At 64.8% G+C, this 14,401-nt stretch carries 15 protein-coding genes; 9 read left to right on the top strand and 6 right to left on the bottom strand.

All coding sequences use genetic code 11. The annotated features are described in order from the left end of the window. The first annotated feature begins 76 nt into the window (after positions 1 to 76). The 5 genes from CKO42_RS24215 (at position 77) to CKO42_RS24195 (ending at position 3,791) form a co-directional block, all read left to right on the top strand. Positions 77 to 340, top strand: coding sequence for a heme-binding protein (locus tag CKO42_RS24215; protein WP_338034995.1), 264 nt, complete (start codon positions 77 to 79; stop codon positions 338 to 340). A 347-nt stretch (positions 341 to 687) separates the two neighbouring features. After that, positions 688 to 1,260, top strand: a complete 573-nt coding sequence (locus tag CKO42_RS24210) for a flavodoxin (RefSeq protein ID WP_200250747.1) — start codon at positions 688 to 690, stop codon at positions 1,258 to 1,260. A gap of 56 nt (positions 1,261 to 1,316) precedes the next feature. Beyond that, on the top strand, positions 1,317 to 2,894 hold the full coding sequence (locus tag CKO42_RS24205) for a (Fe-S)-binding protein (RefSeq protein ID WP_200250744.1): 1,578 nt from the start codon (positions 1,317 to 1,319) through the stop codon (positions 2,892 to 2,894). Then, positions 2,891 to 3,325 (top strand): Rieske (2Fe-2S) protein, encoded by a 435-nt coding sequence (locus CKO42_RS24200; protein ID WP_200250742.1) that lies wholly within the window; start codon positions 2,891 to 2,893, stop codon positions 3,323 to 3,325. Before CKO42_RS24205 ends, CKO42_RS24200 begins: the two co-directional genes overlap by 4 nt. A 4-nt stretch (positions 3,326 to 3,329) precedes the next feature. Continuing rightward, entirely contained in the window at positions 3,330 to 3,791 is a 462-nt protein-coding gene (locus CKO42_RS24195; protein WP_338034994.1) for an amidase family protein, read from the top strand. Positions 3,792 to 3,832: 41 nt separating this feature from the next. Here CKO42_RS24195 and CKO42_RS24190 read toward each other — a convergent pair whose 3' ends face one another. After that, entirely contained in the window at positions 3,833 to 4,105 is a 273-nt protein-coding gene (locus tag CKO42_RS24190; protein WP_200250732.1) for a hypothetical protein, read from the bottom strand. A 103-nt stretch (positions 4,106 to 4,208) separates the two neighbouring features. After that, entirely contained in the window at positions 4,209 to 4,739 is a 531-nt protein-coding gene (locus tag CKO42_RS24185) for a metallophosphoesterase family protein (RefSeq protein WP_200250728.1), read from the bottom strand. Positions 4,740 to 4,909: 170 nt separating this feature from the next. Here CKO42_RS24185 and CKO42_RS24180 point away from each other — a divergent pair, with 170 nt between their 5' ends. After that, positions 4,910 to 5,560 carry an alpha/beta family hydrolase gene (locus CKO42_RS24180; RefSeq protein ID WP_200250724.1) on the top strand — a complete coding sequence of 217 codons (651 nt, stop codon included), beginning with the start codon at positions 4,910 to 4,912 and terminating at the stop codon, positions 5,558 to 5,560. 42 nt (positions 5,561 to 5,602) lie between these two features. Here CKO42_RS24180 and CKO42_RS24175 read toward each other — a convergent pair whose 3' ends face one another. Continuing rightward, positions 5,603 to 6,010 (bottom strand): DUF2784 domain-containing protein, encoded by a 408-nt coding sequence (locus CKO42_RS24175; RefSeq protein ID WP_274608963.1) that lies wholly within the window; start codon positions 6,008 to 6,010, stop codon positions 5,603 to 5,605. Positions 6,011 to 6,481: 471 nt separating this feature from the next. Between CKO42_RS24175 and CKO42_RS24170 the strand changes: the two genes are divergently transcribed. From CKO42_RS24170 to rsgA, 3 genes are read left to right on the top strand one after another with little or no spacing between them, the layout of a single operon-like run. Next, complete coding sequence (locus CKO42_RS24170; RefSeq protein WP_200250722.1) at positions 6,482 to 7,456, top strand: Acg family FMN-binding oxidoreductase; 975 nt, start codon at positions 6,482 to 6,484, stop codon at positions 7,454 to 7,456. Positions 7,457 to 7,508: 52 nt separating this feature from the next. Then, entirely contained in the window at positions 7,509 to 8,048 is a 540-nt protein-coding gene (locus CKO42_RS24165; protein ID WP_200250709.1) for a GNAT family N-acetyltransferase, read from the top strand. A gap of 11 nt (positions 8,049 to 8,059) precedes the next feature. Next, on the top strand, positions 8,060 to 9,148 hold the full coding sequence (rsgA, locus tag CKO42_RS24160) for a ribosome small subunit-dependent GTPase A (RefSeq protein WP_200250707.1): 1,089 nt from the start codon (positions 8,060 to 8,062) through the stop codon (positions 9,146 to 9,148). Between the two features lie 278 nt (positions 9,149 to 9,426). On the opposite strand, the gene chrA is transcribed toward rsgA, so the two are convergent. From chrA to CKO42_RS24145, 3 genes are all read right to left on the bottom strand, one after another. Next, positions 9,427 to 10,599 (bottom strand): chromate efflux transporter, encoded by a 1,173-nt coding sequence (gene chrA / locus CKO42_RS24155; RefSeq protein ID WP_200250697.1) that lies wholly within the window; start codon positions 10,597 to 10,599, stop codon positions 9,427 to 9,429. Between the two features lie 112 nt (positions 10,600 to 10,711). Continuing rightward, positions 10,712 to 12,265 carry an alkaline phosphatase D family protein gene (locus CKO42_RS24150; protein ID WP_200250686.1) on the bottom strand — a complete coding sequence of 518 codons (1,554 nt, stop codon included), beginning with the start codon at positions 12,263 to 12,265 and terminating at the stop codon, positions 10,712 to 10,714. A 245-nt stretch (positions 12,266 to 12,510) separates the two neighbouring features. Further along, positions 12,511 to 14,004: an MFS transporter gene (locus CKO42_RS24145; protein ID WP_200250684.1), complete on the bottom strand. Its 1,494-nt coding sequence runs from the start codon at positions 14,002 to 14,004 to the stop codon at positions 12,511 to 12,513. Positions 14,005 to 14,401 lie beyond the last annotated feature (397 nt).

Raw genomic sequence — 14,401 nt, 5'->3', positions numbered from 1 at the left:
ACATTCACCCCTTGCAAATTCGGCTAAAACTGCCGAACAATAGCCCCCGTTCGAGACCCCTGTGAGCCACCTCTGAGTGGCTCCATTAACCCGATCATGGGTGGCTCCATTAGGGCGGTCAGTGACAGAACCCGGTCGTCTCATGGCCGTGCTGCGTTACGCCGGCGGCTGGGGCGAATCCAAGTATCGGAACCATGAGACGCAGCTGCTCGATGCGGTCCGTGCCGCCGGGCTGACACCCGTCGGCGAACCCCTCTATGCCCGCTACAACTCGCCGTTCTCGCTGCCTTTCCTGCGCCGCAACGAGGTCATGGTCGAGGTCGTAGAGCCCGATCAGTGAGCCAACGCCACTGCGCGGTGTTGCGCCTCAGTGCTCACTGTCACGACCCAGCCAAGACCGAGACCGTTGTCAGCTTCGCCACAGGCTCAGGTAAGTTGAGTGGCGACATGCGGCTAACGATCGCGATGACATCTGGCCGCTCAACAACCGAGATGCCGTTGCCCCATCGATCAGGATCCGCCTTCGCTTCAGCCACTTGAACCGTTGGGTCGCTCCCGTCTTCGGGATGCCGGCCGGCACGCCGTTGATTGGCGCGAGTCTTGCTGAATTTTCTCAAATCGATGGGCTGATGATCAAGACACTCACCAAGGCTCCCAGCGGAGCGACACGCACTCGACGGGGGCAGCATGCGTCAGCTCGGCATCTTCTTTGGAACGGATTCCGGCACCACCCGACTGATCGCGAAGAAGATCGCAAAGGCGATCAAGGCACGCCTCGGAGAGGACGCGGTCGCCAAACCGCTGAACGTCAATCGCGCCAGCGCCGATGACCTGCTGGCCTTCAAGGCACTGATCCTCGGTACGCCCACCTATGGCGAAGGCGTGCTCCCAGGCAAGGCCAACGACACCGACGAGGCCGCCTGGCTGGAGTTCCTGCCACAGCTCGACGGCAAGGACTTCAGTGGCACCTGCATTGCCCTGTTCGGTCTCGGTGACCAGGAGAAATATCCGACCCACTTCTGCGATGCCATGATGGACCTGCACTGCCTGTTCTCCGAAGCCGGTGCCCAGATGGTCGGCGGCATCGACACCGGCGGCTTCGAGTTCAAGCGTTCGCGGGCCGTCATCGATGGGCGCTTCGTCGGTCTGGCGTTGGATCAGCACCTGCAGTCATTGCTGACCGACGCGCGCATCGACGCCTGGCTCGACGAGGTCCTCCCGCTGTTGCTCGAGGTCTGTGAAACGCCGGCACCCGCCTAGTCACGCACTGGGTATCGCTGCGCCTGCCCATCTTTTCGGTCGGAGTTGATCATTTTATGAAGACAGCGCTGGACTGGTCCGCCTACCAGGATGCTGGCATGGGCGACGCCTATGCGGACATCCCGCGCCACGGTGGCGACTTCGCCAAGGCCGTCGCGGTCTGCATCAACAGCCGCCAGTGCGAGGCCGAGACCCGCAAGGGCGTCATGTGTCCGAGTTTTCGCGTCACTGGCGACCCGGCCCTCTCCACCGGTGGTCGAGTGCGGCTGTTGAAGGCTGCCCTCAATACCGGCTCGGCCGACGCACACTCGGCCGATGCGGTTCAACGCGAGGCCAGCCTGCTCGATGCGGCCCTCGCCGACCCAACCCTCGCCCGCGCCATGGACCTCTGCGTCGCCTGCAAGGGCTGCAAGCGCGAGTGCGAGAGCAACGTCGACATGGCGTTGATCAAGAGCGAATACCTGGCGCAGCGGGTGCTGCGCGACGGTCTCCGCTGGCGTGCCCGCCTCTTCGCCGCACTGCCACACTGGCTGTCGCGCTATCGGCCCACAGTGCGCTGGCTGATCGGGGCGCACAACCGTTACCCTTGGCTGGCGCAGCTGGGTCAGCGCTTGCTCGGCATCACCGCCGAGGTCCCCTTTCCGGAGCCCACTCGAGCACCCTTTGAGGCCGACTCTGAACCCGCCGCCGCACCCGCATCGGCACTGACCGAAGCCGCGCCCCCGTCGTTACCGGAGGTCGTGCTCCTGGTCGACTGCTTCGGCCGCCACTTCGAGCCCGAGATCCCGCGCGCGGCACTCCGCGTGCTCAGGGCCGCCGGCTACCGCGTCCACATTGTCGAGCCTGCCGAATCGGACCCGAACCCGAGACGCCCGCTGTGCTGCGGGCGTACCTTTCTGGCTCAAGGCCTGGTGCAACAGGCGGCTGATGAGGCCAGGCGCCTGCTGAGCGCGCTGCTGCCCCATGCCCGCGCCGGGCATTGGATCATCGGACTCGAACCCTCCTGCCTGTTGAGCCTGCGCGACGACCACCTCGCGCTCGGGTTTGGTGACGCAGCGCGGGTCCTGGCCGAGCGTAGCCTGTTGCTGGAGGAGTTCTTGGCCAAAGAGCTCATGGCCAAGCGCCTCAAGCTCCCTTTCGCTGATCGGCAAGCGCACGACAGCAGCACCACGTTGGTGCACGGCCATTGTCACCAGAAGGCAGTGGGCGCGATGAAGTCGATGCGCAAGGTGTTGAAGGTGTTACCAGGGCTGACGCCGGAGATCATCGATGCCGGCTGCTGCGGCATGGCCGGCACCTTCGGCCTGGAGCAGGAACACGCCGACCTGTCCCGACAGATGGCCGAGCTGGCCTTGCTGCCGCAACTGCGCGCCAACCCGAGCGCGCCCGTCATCGCCAATGGTTTCTCCTGTCGGCAGCAGATCCGCGCCCATACGGCGCAACACCCTCGCCATCTGGCGCAGGTGCTTGCCGATGCGCTGGAGCTGGATCGGGAAACGGAACCGCAGCAGGAGGTCGCTACGCAGCAGGCTGTCGAACAGAACAGAGCAAAACAGAACGGCAGGGCTTGGCGCCGGCATTATGACCCCGCACAGGCGAAGCAGGGCCGAGTGAGCCAGGTGACTGAGCGATGAACACGGTATCGACCCTCAACACGACAGCGCGCGAGCGACGCAAGCTGCTGGTCTGTGACAGCGCTGAACTGGCGGATCGCCAGCATCGCATCATCCCCTTGCTGTTCAAGAAGCACCCGCAGACCGCCATCGTGCTGCGCTACGCCGGCCAGGTCTACGCCTACCTGAACCAATGCGTGCACATGGTGCGGCGCCTGGACTGCGTCCACGACGCCGTCTTCGATGAACAGCAAGGGCACCTGCGCTGCTCCATGCATGGCATTGCCTTCGATCCAACCTCCGGCGAATCCTTGAGCGTGCTCTGCTCCGGTGAGCGACTCGAGCCCCTGCGCTGCGAGGAGATCGACGGTCAGGTCTACCTCATCGATAAACGCGTGACAGCGCTGATGTCAAACCCTGGGGCCAGACGCGCCGATCCGCTCACTGGATGAGGTGGTGGCGAGCATCCAATTCTTGCCCCAGAGCGCCGGAGCGATGCAGTGGGCCATGGCGGTCGACGCAGACCCTCATTCACAGCAGCCGCCCTGCGTCGACGTGCAAGGCGACCCGCGACGCAAGGCCTTGCTCGAGGCCGTCCTCGCCGCGATGGATGAACACCAGATCGGCGCGATCATCTACCCCAGTTGGAGCCATCCGCCGCGCCTCATCGGCGACAGCGACAGTCCCCACGGCAACAACAGCCCGGTGATCGCGCCCCATACCGGGCAACCGGCCATCACGGTGCCGATGGGCTTCACCGACAGCGGCTTGCCGCTGGGCCTGCAACTGCTGGCGCGGCCGTTCGATGAGCACAAGCTGTTCCAATATGCCTACGCCTATGAGCAAGTGACCCAGCATCGTCGTCCGCCGCCGGGATTTGGTCGCCTTCAGCCTGAGGCGGTCGTGGCGCCACGGTGACGCTCAGCACGGGAACAATGGGTTCGGCGACGACCTCAAGCTCAGTCGCTGCTCTGGGTCACCGTGCCGTCTGGTCCCAGTGAGCAATCGAACCTTTCCACCTGAGTGCCGGTCATCGCACGGATGGTGATGCGGTTATCGGAGGCCTCGGCGATCCCCTCATACTGGCTGCCAGGCGGCAGAGAGGGCTCATGCGACGCGAAGCAGTCGCGGCCCACCCTTGGATCAACATCCTTAGGTGGCTGTGGCTGCCCGCAAGCGAGTAGCGCTGCTGTTGAAACGACAACGGAGATGATCGGGACAGGGATTCGCATGCACAGTCTCCAAGAGGTTGCTTGCTCCAAAGTGGAGCGACTTCAGCCAGCGTCCTGCGTGGCCATCGTGTGAGGGACAGCAACAATCAACAACAGGGCGGCTTCAGGGCGAGCGTCCGTGGCATTTCAAGGGTTCGAAGCGCTCGATGCGCAGTGACCAGCGATGCTCAGCGGCGTCGAGCACGATGCAGGAGGGTCCGCCAAAGGTCCGCGCCCGGCCCGCAGCGCCGGGATTGAGCACCCAGGGCTCTGCATCGCGATCGGCGAGCAGACGGTGGCTATGCCCATAGACAATGGCGCGGGCCTGCGGGAAGCGGCGGCGCAGACGCTGATGGCGATTCCAGGCGGCGAGCTGGTGGCCGTGGATGACCGCCAGTGTCCCACCGGGTAGCATCAGGTCCTCGTGCTCTCGCAGGCCATCCAGGACCTGCGCTTGCTCCTGCGGCCACTTGCGTGGAAGGTCGTTGTTTCCGATGACGGCGATGACCCGTCCCTGACGCGGCCGTAGGCGTTGCAAGACCTCCGCGTTGCCGATGTCGCCGCCGTGAACCGCCAGGTCGCAGGTTGCCACCAAGGCCTCCACCCGCGCGTCCAGGCAGCCGTGGGTATCGGAGAGAATGGCCACGCGAAGCATGGGACGCGTGTGTTGGGCTGCGTGCCAGGATCAACCCATCGCGAGCAACAACGCCCGCGAAACCGGATTGAGGTTCGCTCGGATCTCGATTGCCTTCATCGCCTTGCCGACTGCTGTTGCGGGTTGATGCTGCAAATGCGCTGGTTCACTGATCATGAGGCCGCCACGCGATGTCTGACAACCCCGCAAATGGGCTCGATTCGTTGACCGACGGGCCGCCGGATGCGCACTGGACCCTGGTCTTGGCCCATGGTGCGGGGCAGGGCATGGATTCACCCTTCATGACACAGATCGCCAGTGCGCTGGGCCAAGCCGGGATGCGGGTGATCCGCTTCGAGTTCCCGTACATGGCCGAGATCCGGCGCACCGGCAGGCGCACACCGCCAAACCGGGAGCCGGTGCTGCTGGAGCGCTGGAATCGGGTCATCGACCAGGCGCTTGCTGCGGGTACCAACGCTCGACGCCTGCTGATCGGCGGCAAATCCCTGGGTGGGCGCATGGCAAGTCTGATCGCCGACGAGCGTGGCGCCGCTGGACTGGTCTGCCTCGGCTACCCGTTCCATCCGCCGGGAAAACCGGATCGGCTGCGCACTGAGCACCTGCGTGGCTTGTGCACGCCAACGCTCATCTGTCAGGGCACCCGCGATCCCTTCGGCACGCCGGACGAGGTCGCCGGCTATGCGCTCGCCCCGGCGATTCGACTGGGCTGGATCGAGGACGGGGACCACAGCTTCAAGCCGCGCCGGCAATCCGGCCGCACCCGGGAGCAGAACCTGGATCAAGCAACAGAGGCCGTTATCGGCTTCGTCGCGACGCTGTGAGCGCGAGCCGCGCGTGGCCGTGCTTGCAAGCGCCGCTCAGTCCTACTTGTCTCGATCGTGACACCCTGTCGTTGTTTCGCAGTCCCGGTCTCGCTGCTGCCGCCAGTCGCGCCAGTTCAACACCGCTGACACGACCAGCGCCGTCAGCGCCAAGCCGACGACCCAAACGTCGATGAGCATCGGATTCCAGGGCTTCCCCGTCAGCGCGTCGACGTAGTACTTGATGTACGACGCCGGCAATGCGGTCTCGCCGAGGGCGGCTTTGACCTGCCAATGCCAGTCGGTCAGCGGGCAGTAGCCCCAGCCGTACCAGGCACCAAGCCCGACCCAAGCGCCGAGCGTGAGCACAACCAGGAGCAGGTGCAGGCGCCGGGTGCCTGGCCACATCCAGCCGGTGAGGATGAACAGCACCAGGGCCGCGTGCAGCAGGAACAGCGCTTGGTCGAGCAGCCGGAATGTGAAAGCGTCAATCGTGACCTCCAGTCCTGCCGTCAGGGGTGTCCTGCTCGCGGTCGAGGACCCTCGAGATCCGAGACTCGGCCCCGTCCTTCACCGAGCGCTACCGGGTCATGCTCAGGCCATGACCCTGTCGAACTGCGCTGCCAGGTGCCCGGAGCCGTCCTGGGAGGGCCGACACGGAACCAGCGGCATGCGCTCCGGATAGAACGGACCGCGCTGGACCTCAGCCCATGATCAGGACTCAACCCGGGTGAGGCGTGCGCGAAAGAATTGGGCGTATTCGGGGATGCCATAGAGGTTGCCGATCTTCATCGCGGTGGGGATGATAAAGCCCGGATGGGTCGCATGGGCCAGCGTCCGCGCGCAAAATGTTCATGCGCGATCTTGTTCCCCGTTCCGATCGCCATCAGCGTGATCGGTAGACCGTCGTTCACCTCACTCATGATATCCCGAGGGTGCGCCATGGACTCCATTGCCGAGCAACTGATCCCCTTCGCGGTGCGCGCACCCTCCGGTCACAACACGCAGCCGTGGCAGTTCTCGGTGAGTCAGGACAGCATCCGGATCTTCCCCGACCTGACCCGTCGCCTGCCGGTCGTCGACCCAGACGATCACGCGCTGTACATCAGCCTCGGCTGTGCGCTCGAGAATCTTCTCGTTGCAGCCGCGCATCAGGGGCTTGCCGCCAGCGTCGAGTCTTTCCCCGCCGATGAACCGGAGCCCTGTCTGCGGGTTCGGCTGTCGGAGGGCGCCGATGAGAACACCGACGCCTTGTTCCGTGCCATTCCCGAGCGCCAGTCGAACCGCGGAACCTACGATGGGCGAGCGATCGACGCCTCCGATCTGACCGCGATGCTGGAGGCCAATAGCTGCGAGTCCGTGGAGCTACGCCCGTTCCGCGTCGGCGATCCGGACATCGAGCCGATCATCGACTTTGTCCGGCAGGCCAACATCGCCCAGTTCAACGATCCGGCCTTCGTCGCGGAGCTGGTGTCATGGATCCGGTTTTCCCGGCGTGAGGTATCGACCCGACAGGATGGCCTCGCCGCTGCGGCATTGGGTTTTCCCGCCGTGCCGCGCTGGCTCGGCCGTTGGATCATGACGAGGCTGGTGAAGCCAGAGGGCGAGGCCGATCGGCAGGAGAAGGCGATCCGTCAGTCCTCACTGCTGCTGCTCTTCATTGCCCGGGAAAATGACAAACGCCATTGGGTCGATGTCGGTCGCAGCTTCGAGCGCGTCGTGCTCACCGCGACCTCGCTTGGCATCGCGCACGCCCACGTCAATATGCCCTGCGAGGTCGAGCCGATTCGCAGGCGGCTCGCGGCTCACCTGAGCCTAAATGCCGGCGAACAACCGCTGCTGCTGATCCGCCTGGGATATGCGAAAAAGCGACGGCCGGCCTCACCGAGACGACCCGTCGATCGGGTCATGCGATGACCATCGCGCAACGGTGACAGCGTCCACTGCTCCATTCAACGGAAAGGATCGCATGCCGTTTTCGACCGACCCTCAAGGCTGCGAAGAGGCGATCATCGAGCTGTTCCGCGCCACCTTCACCGCCTCCGAGGGCGCGGAAGAAGGCGACCTGATCGGCGATCTGGTGCACAATCTGCTCGCCAGCACGGCGCAGCAGGATCGCTTCGTCTTCATCGCCGAGGAAGACGATGCCATCATCGGCGGCATCCTCTTCTCCAGGCTGACCTACGAACAGGATCAGCGCACCGTCTTCGTGCTCGCCCCGGTTGCCGTAGCCACCGATCAGCAAGGCAAGGGCATCGGGCAACGCCTGCTGAACCATGGCTTAGCCGTGCTGCGCAAAGCCGGCGTCGATATCGCGATGACCTACGGCGATCCCGGCTACTATGCCAAGGTCGGCTTCAAGCCGATCAGTGAGGCGGATGCACCAGCTCCCTTCAAGCTGCAGCAGCCCGAAGGCTGGCTAGCGCAGTCGTTGACAGACCGGGCGGTGACGCCGCTCAAAGGACCCTCGCGCTGTGTCGAGGCACTGAACCATCCCGTGTATTGGTAGATGTGATCTGCATGAGCCCCGACGACTTCGGCCATTTTCACGAGAGCAAGCACGCCGACTCAGCCAGCCACGATCCAGCGTCGCTCGTCGCACTCGGCTGGCAACCCTGCTTCGTGCACCAGACCAGCGCGGAGGCCCTCTCAGCAACGCCCCCAGCCCGCGTCGTCGCCGTGCATCGCAGCGGCCTGCAGATCCTGGGCGTCGGCATCGATGCGACCCTCCCACCGCGCGCCGACGCCACCGTCGGCGACTGGCTGCTGCTCGATCGCGCACAGCCTCGATCAAGCCGCATCCTGTCCCGAAAAACCCTGATCAAGCGTCGCGCGCCTGGTACCGACCGGCAGGTACAACTGATCGCCGCGAACATCGACACGGTCTTCATCGTCACCTCCTGCAATCAGGACTTCAACCTGGCCCGGCTGGAGCGCTATGTCGCGTTGGCCTTCGAGGCCGGAATCACGCCGGTCATGGTGCTGACCAAGGCCGACCTGGTGACCGATCCGCCAATCTGGATCGACGCCGCCCGCAGCGTCTCCGACCGGGTCCCGGTCGTCGCGCTCGACGCCCGCGGAGACGACCCAAAGGCCAAGCTGTCGCCCTGGTGTCAGCCAGGCCAAACGGTCGCCTTCCTTGGCTCATCCGGTGTCGGCAAATCCACCCTCACCAACGCCCTGGCCGGCTCTGAGGGGATCGCCACCCAGGCCATCCGCGAAGACGATGCCAAGGGGCGCCATACCACCACCCGTCGTGAGCTGCACCTGATCCCCGGCGGCTGCCTGGTGCTGGACACCCCGGGCATGCGCGAATTGCAATTGGCAGATGCCGCCTCTGGCATCGCCGAGACCTTCGAGGACATTGAGGCCCTCTCGGCGCACTGCCGCTTTGGGAACTGCCAGCACGAGCGCGAGCCCGGCTGCGCACTCCGTGAGGCCATCGAGCAGGGCCAGCTCGAGCCCGCGCGGCTGCAGCGCTGGCGCAAGCTGCTGGCCGAGGACCGCTTCAACTCCGCCAGTCTTGCCGAGCGTCGGACCAAAGACCGCGCGTTCGGCAAGATGGTCAAACGGGTGATGAAGGAGGGCAAGTCGCGCCGAGGGTTCTGAACAGGAATGCGCTCTGCCTGTCACTCAGGCAACCCCTTCGCGCGCACAGGATTAGGCCCCGTTGGCGAGCGTCGTTAGCGCATCCTCACCAAATGAGTCGCCCCGCCTGTCCGACCTTCAAGCTCGACAAGCCCAGACTACGATAGCGCGCGCACAGCGGGCAGCCCTGATCAAAGCGCCCCTGCTCGGTGACCAGATAATGGATCTGGCACTGTAGATAGGGTCTCATGCGGGCACGGCCCAGCTGGCGCAAGCTGCTGGCGGAGGACCGTTTCAACTCAGCGAGTCATCAACACTGCGCCAAGCCCAGCACCGAGGACCAGCAGCCACGCCGGTATCCGCCAGAGCACCAGCAGTGCAAAGGCCCCAAGGGCGACAGCGGCATCCCGTCCATCGCTGACCGCGGTCGTCAGCACCGGATCGTAAAAGGCTGCGATCAGCAACCCGACAACCGCCGCGTTGATGCCCGCCAGCGCAGCGCGGACCCCGTGGTTGGCGCGCAGCGACACCCAAAACGGCAGCAGCCCAAGCACCAGCAAGACCGAGGGCAGAAAGATGGCCAGGGTCGCGAGTATTCCCCCAAGCGCACCGTTCGGTATCGGCGCCTCGACCGTGCCGAGAAAGGCCGCAAAGGTGAGCAACGGGCCAGGCAAGGCCTGCGCTGCCCCATAGCCAGCCAGAAAGGCCTCTTGGCTGACCCAGCCCGTGCGCACCGTCTCCGCGTCCAACAGCGGCAGGACCACGTGGCCGCCGCCAAACACCAGGGCGCCAGAGCGGAACATGGCCGCGGCTAACTCCAGTCCATGGACAGGCCAGGCACCGCTCGGGAGCAAGGCCAGCAGCAACAGCCCCCCAAAGGTGGCGAGTAGGGCGATCGCCGGGCCGCGTGCCATCGGCAGCGACAGATGATCAGCACTCTGCGGCCGTGTGGGTGAACACAGGCGCCAGCCCATCACAGCCGCCAACAGGATCACCGCCAACTGCGCCATCGCGCTTGGCCAGATCAGCAAGCAGGCCGCAGCCCCCAGCGTGAGGCTCCCGCGCAGACGATCCGGACAGAGCGATTGGGCCATCGACCAGATCGCCTGCGCGACCACCGCCACCGCGACCAGCTTCAAGGCATGCACCGCCGCCGTCACGCCCGGCAGGTCACCGAGACCGATCAGCCCGTACCCGAAGGCGATCATCAGCAGCATCGAGGGCAGCGTAAAGCCGAGCGAGGCCAGCAGCGCCCCGAGGTAGCCGCCGCGCAGAAAGCCGATGCCGATCACGACCTGACTGCTGGCCGGTCCCGGCAGGAACTGACAGAGCGCGACCAGATCGGCGTAGGCCGCATCCGTCAGCCAGCGACGACGCTCGACCAGCTCGCTGCGAAAGTAGCCAAGGTGAGCGACGGGTCCACCGAAGCTCGTCAGTCCGAGACGCAAAAAGATCAGGAAGAGTTCACGCATGATGCAGCTTGGTGGCCTGCTTCCGCGCAGCAGTAGACCGGCGTTGTCTGCGTTCGGCTGAAGAGCTTGAGATGCATCGAACGCCGCCCCTCTGCGGCGTCATCCTACGCTGCTAGGCCAGCTGCGGCCCCGGTCGACCGTCCTCGACGACGAAAGACGCCTGGGTGTGGCAGGACGGATCGCGCACCTTCACCGACGAGACCCCACGCAGATCCGCTCGCGTGAGAGTGGGGGTGACCTCCAAGCGCAAGTAACCACGCTCGCGGCCGCTGGCGTAGAGGAGGTGCGGATTCTCTTGTAGGACCGCCTGGATGCGCTCCTCGGGCCGGGATTGCGAGGTGATCGAGGTGGTCACGAATTCACTGGCCAGGGTCGCGGAAGACGGATCATCGAAATCCCGTTTCAACTCGGTCACCCAGAACGCGTGCACGTCGCCGCCGAGCACCACCGGGTTGCGTGGCTGCGGTTCGGCCAGAACGTCCAGCAAGCGTTGGCGGGCCGCCGGATAGCCGTCCCAACCATCGGACCAGAAGGCCTGGCGCGGCCCAGGCTCGCTGTCGGCCTGTGCCATCAGGGTCTGCTGCCCGAGTAGAGTCCAGCGCGCCGTCGACGCGCGCAGATTGGCCGCCAGCCACTGCTCCTGACGCTCACCCAGCATCGTCGCAGCCGGGTCGAGACGCGCGGCGCAGTCTCGGACGATGGCAGAACCGGCGCGCCCGGGCTTTGGGCAGGGCTGCTGGCTGCGGTACTGACGGTCGTCGAGCAGATGGAGCTCGGCGAGTTGGCCGTAGCGCAGCCGCGTGTGCAGGCGCATCCACGGCCCGAACGGCACCATGGTGCGCGGCAGCGGCATGTGCTCATAGTAGGCCCGATAGGCGGCGGCGCGGCGCTGCAAGAACCAGGCGGGATCATCATTGTTCTGCGAGATCGCCCCGGCGTAGTCGTTCTCGACCTCATGGTCATCCCAGACGACAGCCCAAGGGCAACTGGCGTGGGCGGCTTGCAGGTCTGGGTCCGTCTTGTAGAGCGCGTAATGACGGCGGTAGTCGGTGAGCGTGATCGGCTCCTGCACGCCTTGCGAGCGCACCAGGTCATCGCCCCAGCTCGATTCGTAGATGTAATCGCCCAGATGCAGGAATAGATCGAGATGATCCGCAACAACATGGCGGTAGGCGCCAAACCAGCCCTGTGCGTAATGCTGGCACGAGCCGACGCCGAGTCGGAGCTGCTCGAGCGCGGCATCCTGCAACGGCGCGGTGCGGGTGCGTCCAATCGGGCTGGTGGCGCCATTGGCGTGGAAGCGATACCAGTAGTTGTGGTCAGGCTCCAGTCCGTAGGGCTCAACGTGGACCGAATGTGCCCACTGCGGCTGCGCATAGACGGTACCGGCGGCGGCCAGATCACGGAATCCGGCGTCGCGCGCAAGCTCCCAGCGCACTGGGATGTTCTCAGCGGGCAAGCCGCCGTCTGGCGCCAGCGGCTCTGGTGCCAACCGGGTCCAGAGGACCATGGCGTTGGGCTGCGGATAACCGGAGGCCACGCCAAGGGTGAACGGGTGACGCTCACGCCACCGATCGGCGCGCACGGGACCGGCGATTGCCGCCGCACCCAGTGCGCCGAAGGCGCGCAGCAGGCTCCGACGTTGGGATGAGAATACGCTGGGCATCGTTTATGCTCCGCTCATTGATCATTGCGCCTAAGCGTTTTGGACGTGATCAGCCTTCTAAACAAGCTGTTCGCTGCACCGCCGATGCCCTCGCGATTCAGAGCACGCGGCTGTCGATGCCAGGGCCATCGCTGACCATGTCAGTGCGGTCTCAAAGCAACCCCCGCAAGCGAGGGGATGCGCGGCCTTGGCGATCACCGCATCACAGGATGCGGCTGAGCCGCCTCGTTCTCGAGCTACCCGAGCTACTCGAGCTCCTCCAGATTCTTCCCCGCGGTCTCGATGCGGAACAGCCAGGTGATCAGGGCACCGGCCAGTGAGGTGCCGACCAGGAATGCGAGCAGCGTCTCGGTGCCGATCTGCGCCAGCAACACCGGAAACAGGAAGGCCGTGGTCACGGCGCCGATCTTCGCGAACGAAGCGGCAAAGCCCGCGCCTTTGCCACGGATACGGGTTGGAAAGACCTCGCCGGCGATCAGATAGGTCTGCGCGTTCGGCCCCATGTTGGTCATGAAGTTGAACAGCATGAAACCGATGACCAGCAAGGTCATCTGCAGCGGACCGCTGAGTGCTTGCGAAAAGGCGGCCAAGGCCAGCCCCAGCGCACAGCCGATGAAACCGATGGTTTGTAGCCGGATGCGCCCGATCTTATCGGTCAGGAGCACCGCGGCGATGATGCCGACGATTAATAGCACATCGAGCAGCGCCGCCCCTTTCGCGGCCAGGATGTCGTTGTGGATGATGGCCGTCAGGTTGTGCGGGTGCGTGGTCTGATGACCCAGTGCGGCGGCCAGGATGGTCGGTGTGAAGATGCCGATGCCATAGGTGCCCAGGTCCTGAAGGAACCAAGGGATCGAGGCGAGCAGGGTCGCGCGTCTGGTCTTGCGTGTGAAGAGCTGCCCATAACCGCGCTTGCGCCCTGACGTCTGATCGCATGTGGCCTCCTCAGCCGGACGATCAAGATGCACCTGTTTGGGATACTTCGGCTCGCGCTCCAGCAGCCGCATCAATTCCTGCTGCGCCTCCGTGACTCGACCCTGCTCAAGGAGCCAATGCGCGCTGCGGGAGATGGAGAGGCGACCGATGATGACCAAGATCGCCGGGACGATCGCTGTGGCATACATCCAGCGCCAGGCGGTGACGTCTTGCAGATTGGCCAGGATCAGGTAGCCCACCGCGGTGCCTACCAGGGCGCCGACGGCCTGGAAGCCGAAGGCACTCAATACCAATTTGCCGCGATCCTTGCTCGGGATGCTCTCGGAGATCACCAGATGCGCGGTGGGATAATCACAGCCGAGCGCCAGTCCAACGCCGAACAAGAAGACCACCAGCCAGGGAAAGCTCGGACTCAGACTCAGGGCGACCAGGAAGACGACGAAGAGGATCATCTCAACGATGAACATCCGCTTGCGCCCGAAGGTGTCGGCCAGGCCGCCCAAGGCCGAGGCGCCGATCAGGATGCCGGCCAGGGTCGCCGCTCCAACCACGCCTTTCTCCGCCGCCGAGAGTCCGAACTCGACCACCATCAGCGGCAGGGCCACGCCGGTCATGAACACCACCAGCCCCTCGAAGAACTTGCCCGCCGTGGCCAGAATCCAGATGCGCCACTGCATCCGGGTCATCGGCACACCGGGGGTGCCGGTGCCGTCGGGCCACAAGGGTGTTTCGTCGATGTAGCTTTGGACGCTTCTGGGCTGCAGGTGACTCACGTCCGAAGCGTTGGCGGCGTTGCTACTCATGGGCTTTGCTCGCTTGCTCTCGAGAATGCTGAGCCCAAACATTAACGGATTGATGTGACGGTCCGATTGCCAGGCAATGCAGTCGTCATCGCAGACGGTCTCAGAGCTTAATACCGATCAAGCGAAGCCTGCCGGCTCTGATTGGGTGCAAATTGGGCGGCAATGGCGATGGCGCGGGATTGCTCCGCGAACCTCGACTGTCCGAGTGCTGACAACAGAGCGAGCATTGACCAAACGCACCCCAAGATCCTCTGGGTTGCCGCTCAATCCACATATATGGTCCGCCCCGCGATGCAAGAGCCACTTGACTGTTCAGCAGAAGGAAACGTTGCGGCCATATATCCGGCGTCGTGATGAGGTGGCGTGATCGCTCCTCGCGCCCTGATGGAATCCGCGC

Source organism: Lamprobacter modestohalophilus, assembly GCF_016583905.1.
In the GTDB taxonomy this organism is placed as follows: Bacteria; Pseudomonadota; Gammaproteobacteria; order Chromatiales; family Chromatiaceae; genus Lamprobacter; species Lamprobacter modestohalophilus.
Note: the sequence above shows the minus strand (reverse complement) of the source record. Positions and strands in the feature narration are given on the sequence as shown.

Bases quoted from the DNA above. Each gene is read 5' to 3' on its own strand.
- CKO42_RS24185 (WP_200250728.1), bottom strand. From the start codon at position 4,739: ATGCTTCGCGTGGCCATTCTCTCCGATACCCACGGCTGCCTGGACGCG.
- CKO42_RS24200 (WP_200250742.1), top strand. From the start codon at position 2,891: ATGAACACGGTATCGACCCTCAACACGACAGCGCGCGAGCGACGCAAG.
- chrA (WP_200250697.1), bottom strand. From the start codon at position 10,599: ATGCGTGAACTCTTCCTGATCTTTTTGCGTCTCGGACTGACGAGCTTC.
- CKO42_RS24205 (WP_200250744.1), top strand. From the start codon at position 1,317: ATGAAGACAGCGCTGGACTGGTCCGCCTACCAGGATGCTGGCATGGGC.
- CKO42_RS24180 (WP_200250724.1), top strand. From the start codon at position 4,910: ATGTCTGACAACCCCGCAAATGGGCTCGATTCGTTGACCGACGGGCCG.
- CKO42_RS24165 (WP_200250709.1), top strand. From the start codon at position 7,509: ATGCCGTTTTCGACCGACCCTCAAGGCTGCGAAGAGGCGATCATCGAG.
- rsgA (WP_200250707.1), top strand. From the start codon at position 8,060: ATGAGCCCCGACGACTTCGGCCATTTTCACGAGAGCAAGCACGCCGAC.
- CKO42_RS24210 (WP_200250747.1), top strand. From the start codon at position 688: ATGCGTCAGCTCGGCATCTTCTTTGGAACGGATTCCGGCACCACCCGA.
- CKO42_RS24150 (WP_200250686.1), bottom strand. From the start codon at position 12,265: ATGCCCAGCGTATTCTCATCCCAACGTCGGAGCCTGCTGCGCGCCTTC.
- CKO42_RS24190 (WP_200250732.1), bottom strand. From the start codon at position 4,105: ATGCGAATCCCTGTCCCGATCATCTCCGTTGTCGTTTCAACAGCAGCG.
- CKO42_RS24170 (WP_200250722.1), top strand. From the start codon at position 6,482: ATGGACTCCATTGCCGAGCAACTGATCCCCTTCGCGGTGCGCGCACCC.
- CKO42_RS24145 (WP_200250684.1), bottom strand. From the start codon at position 14,004: ATGAGTAGCAACGCCGCCAACGCTTCGGACGTGAGTCACCTGCAGCCC.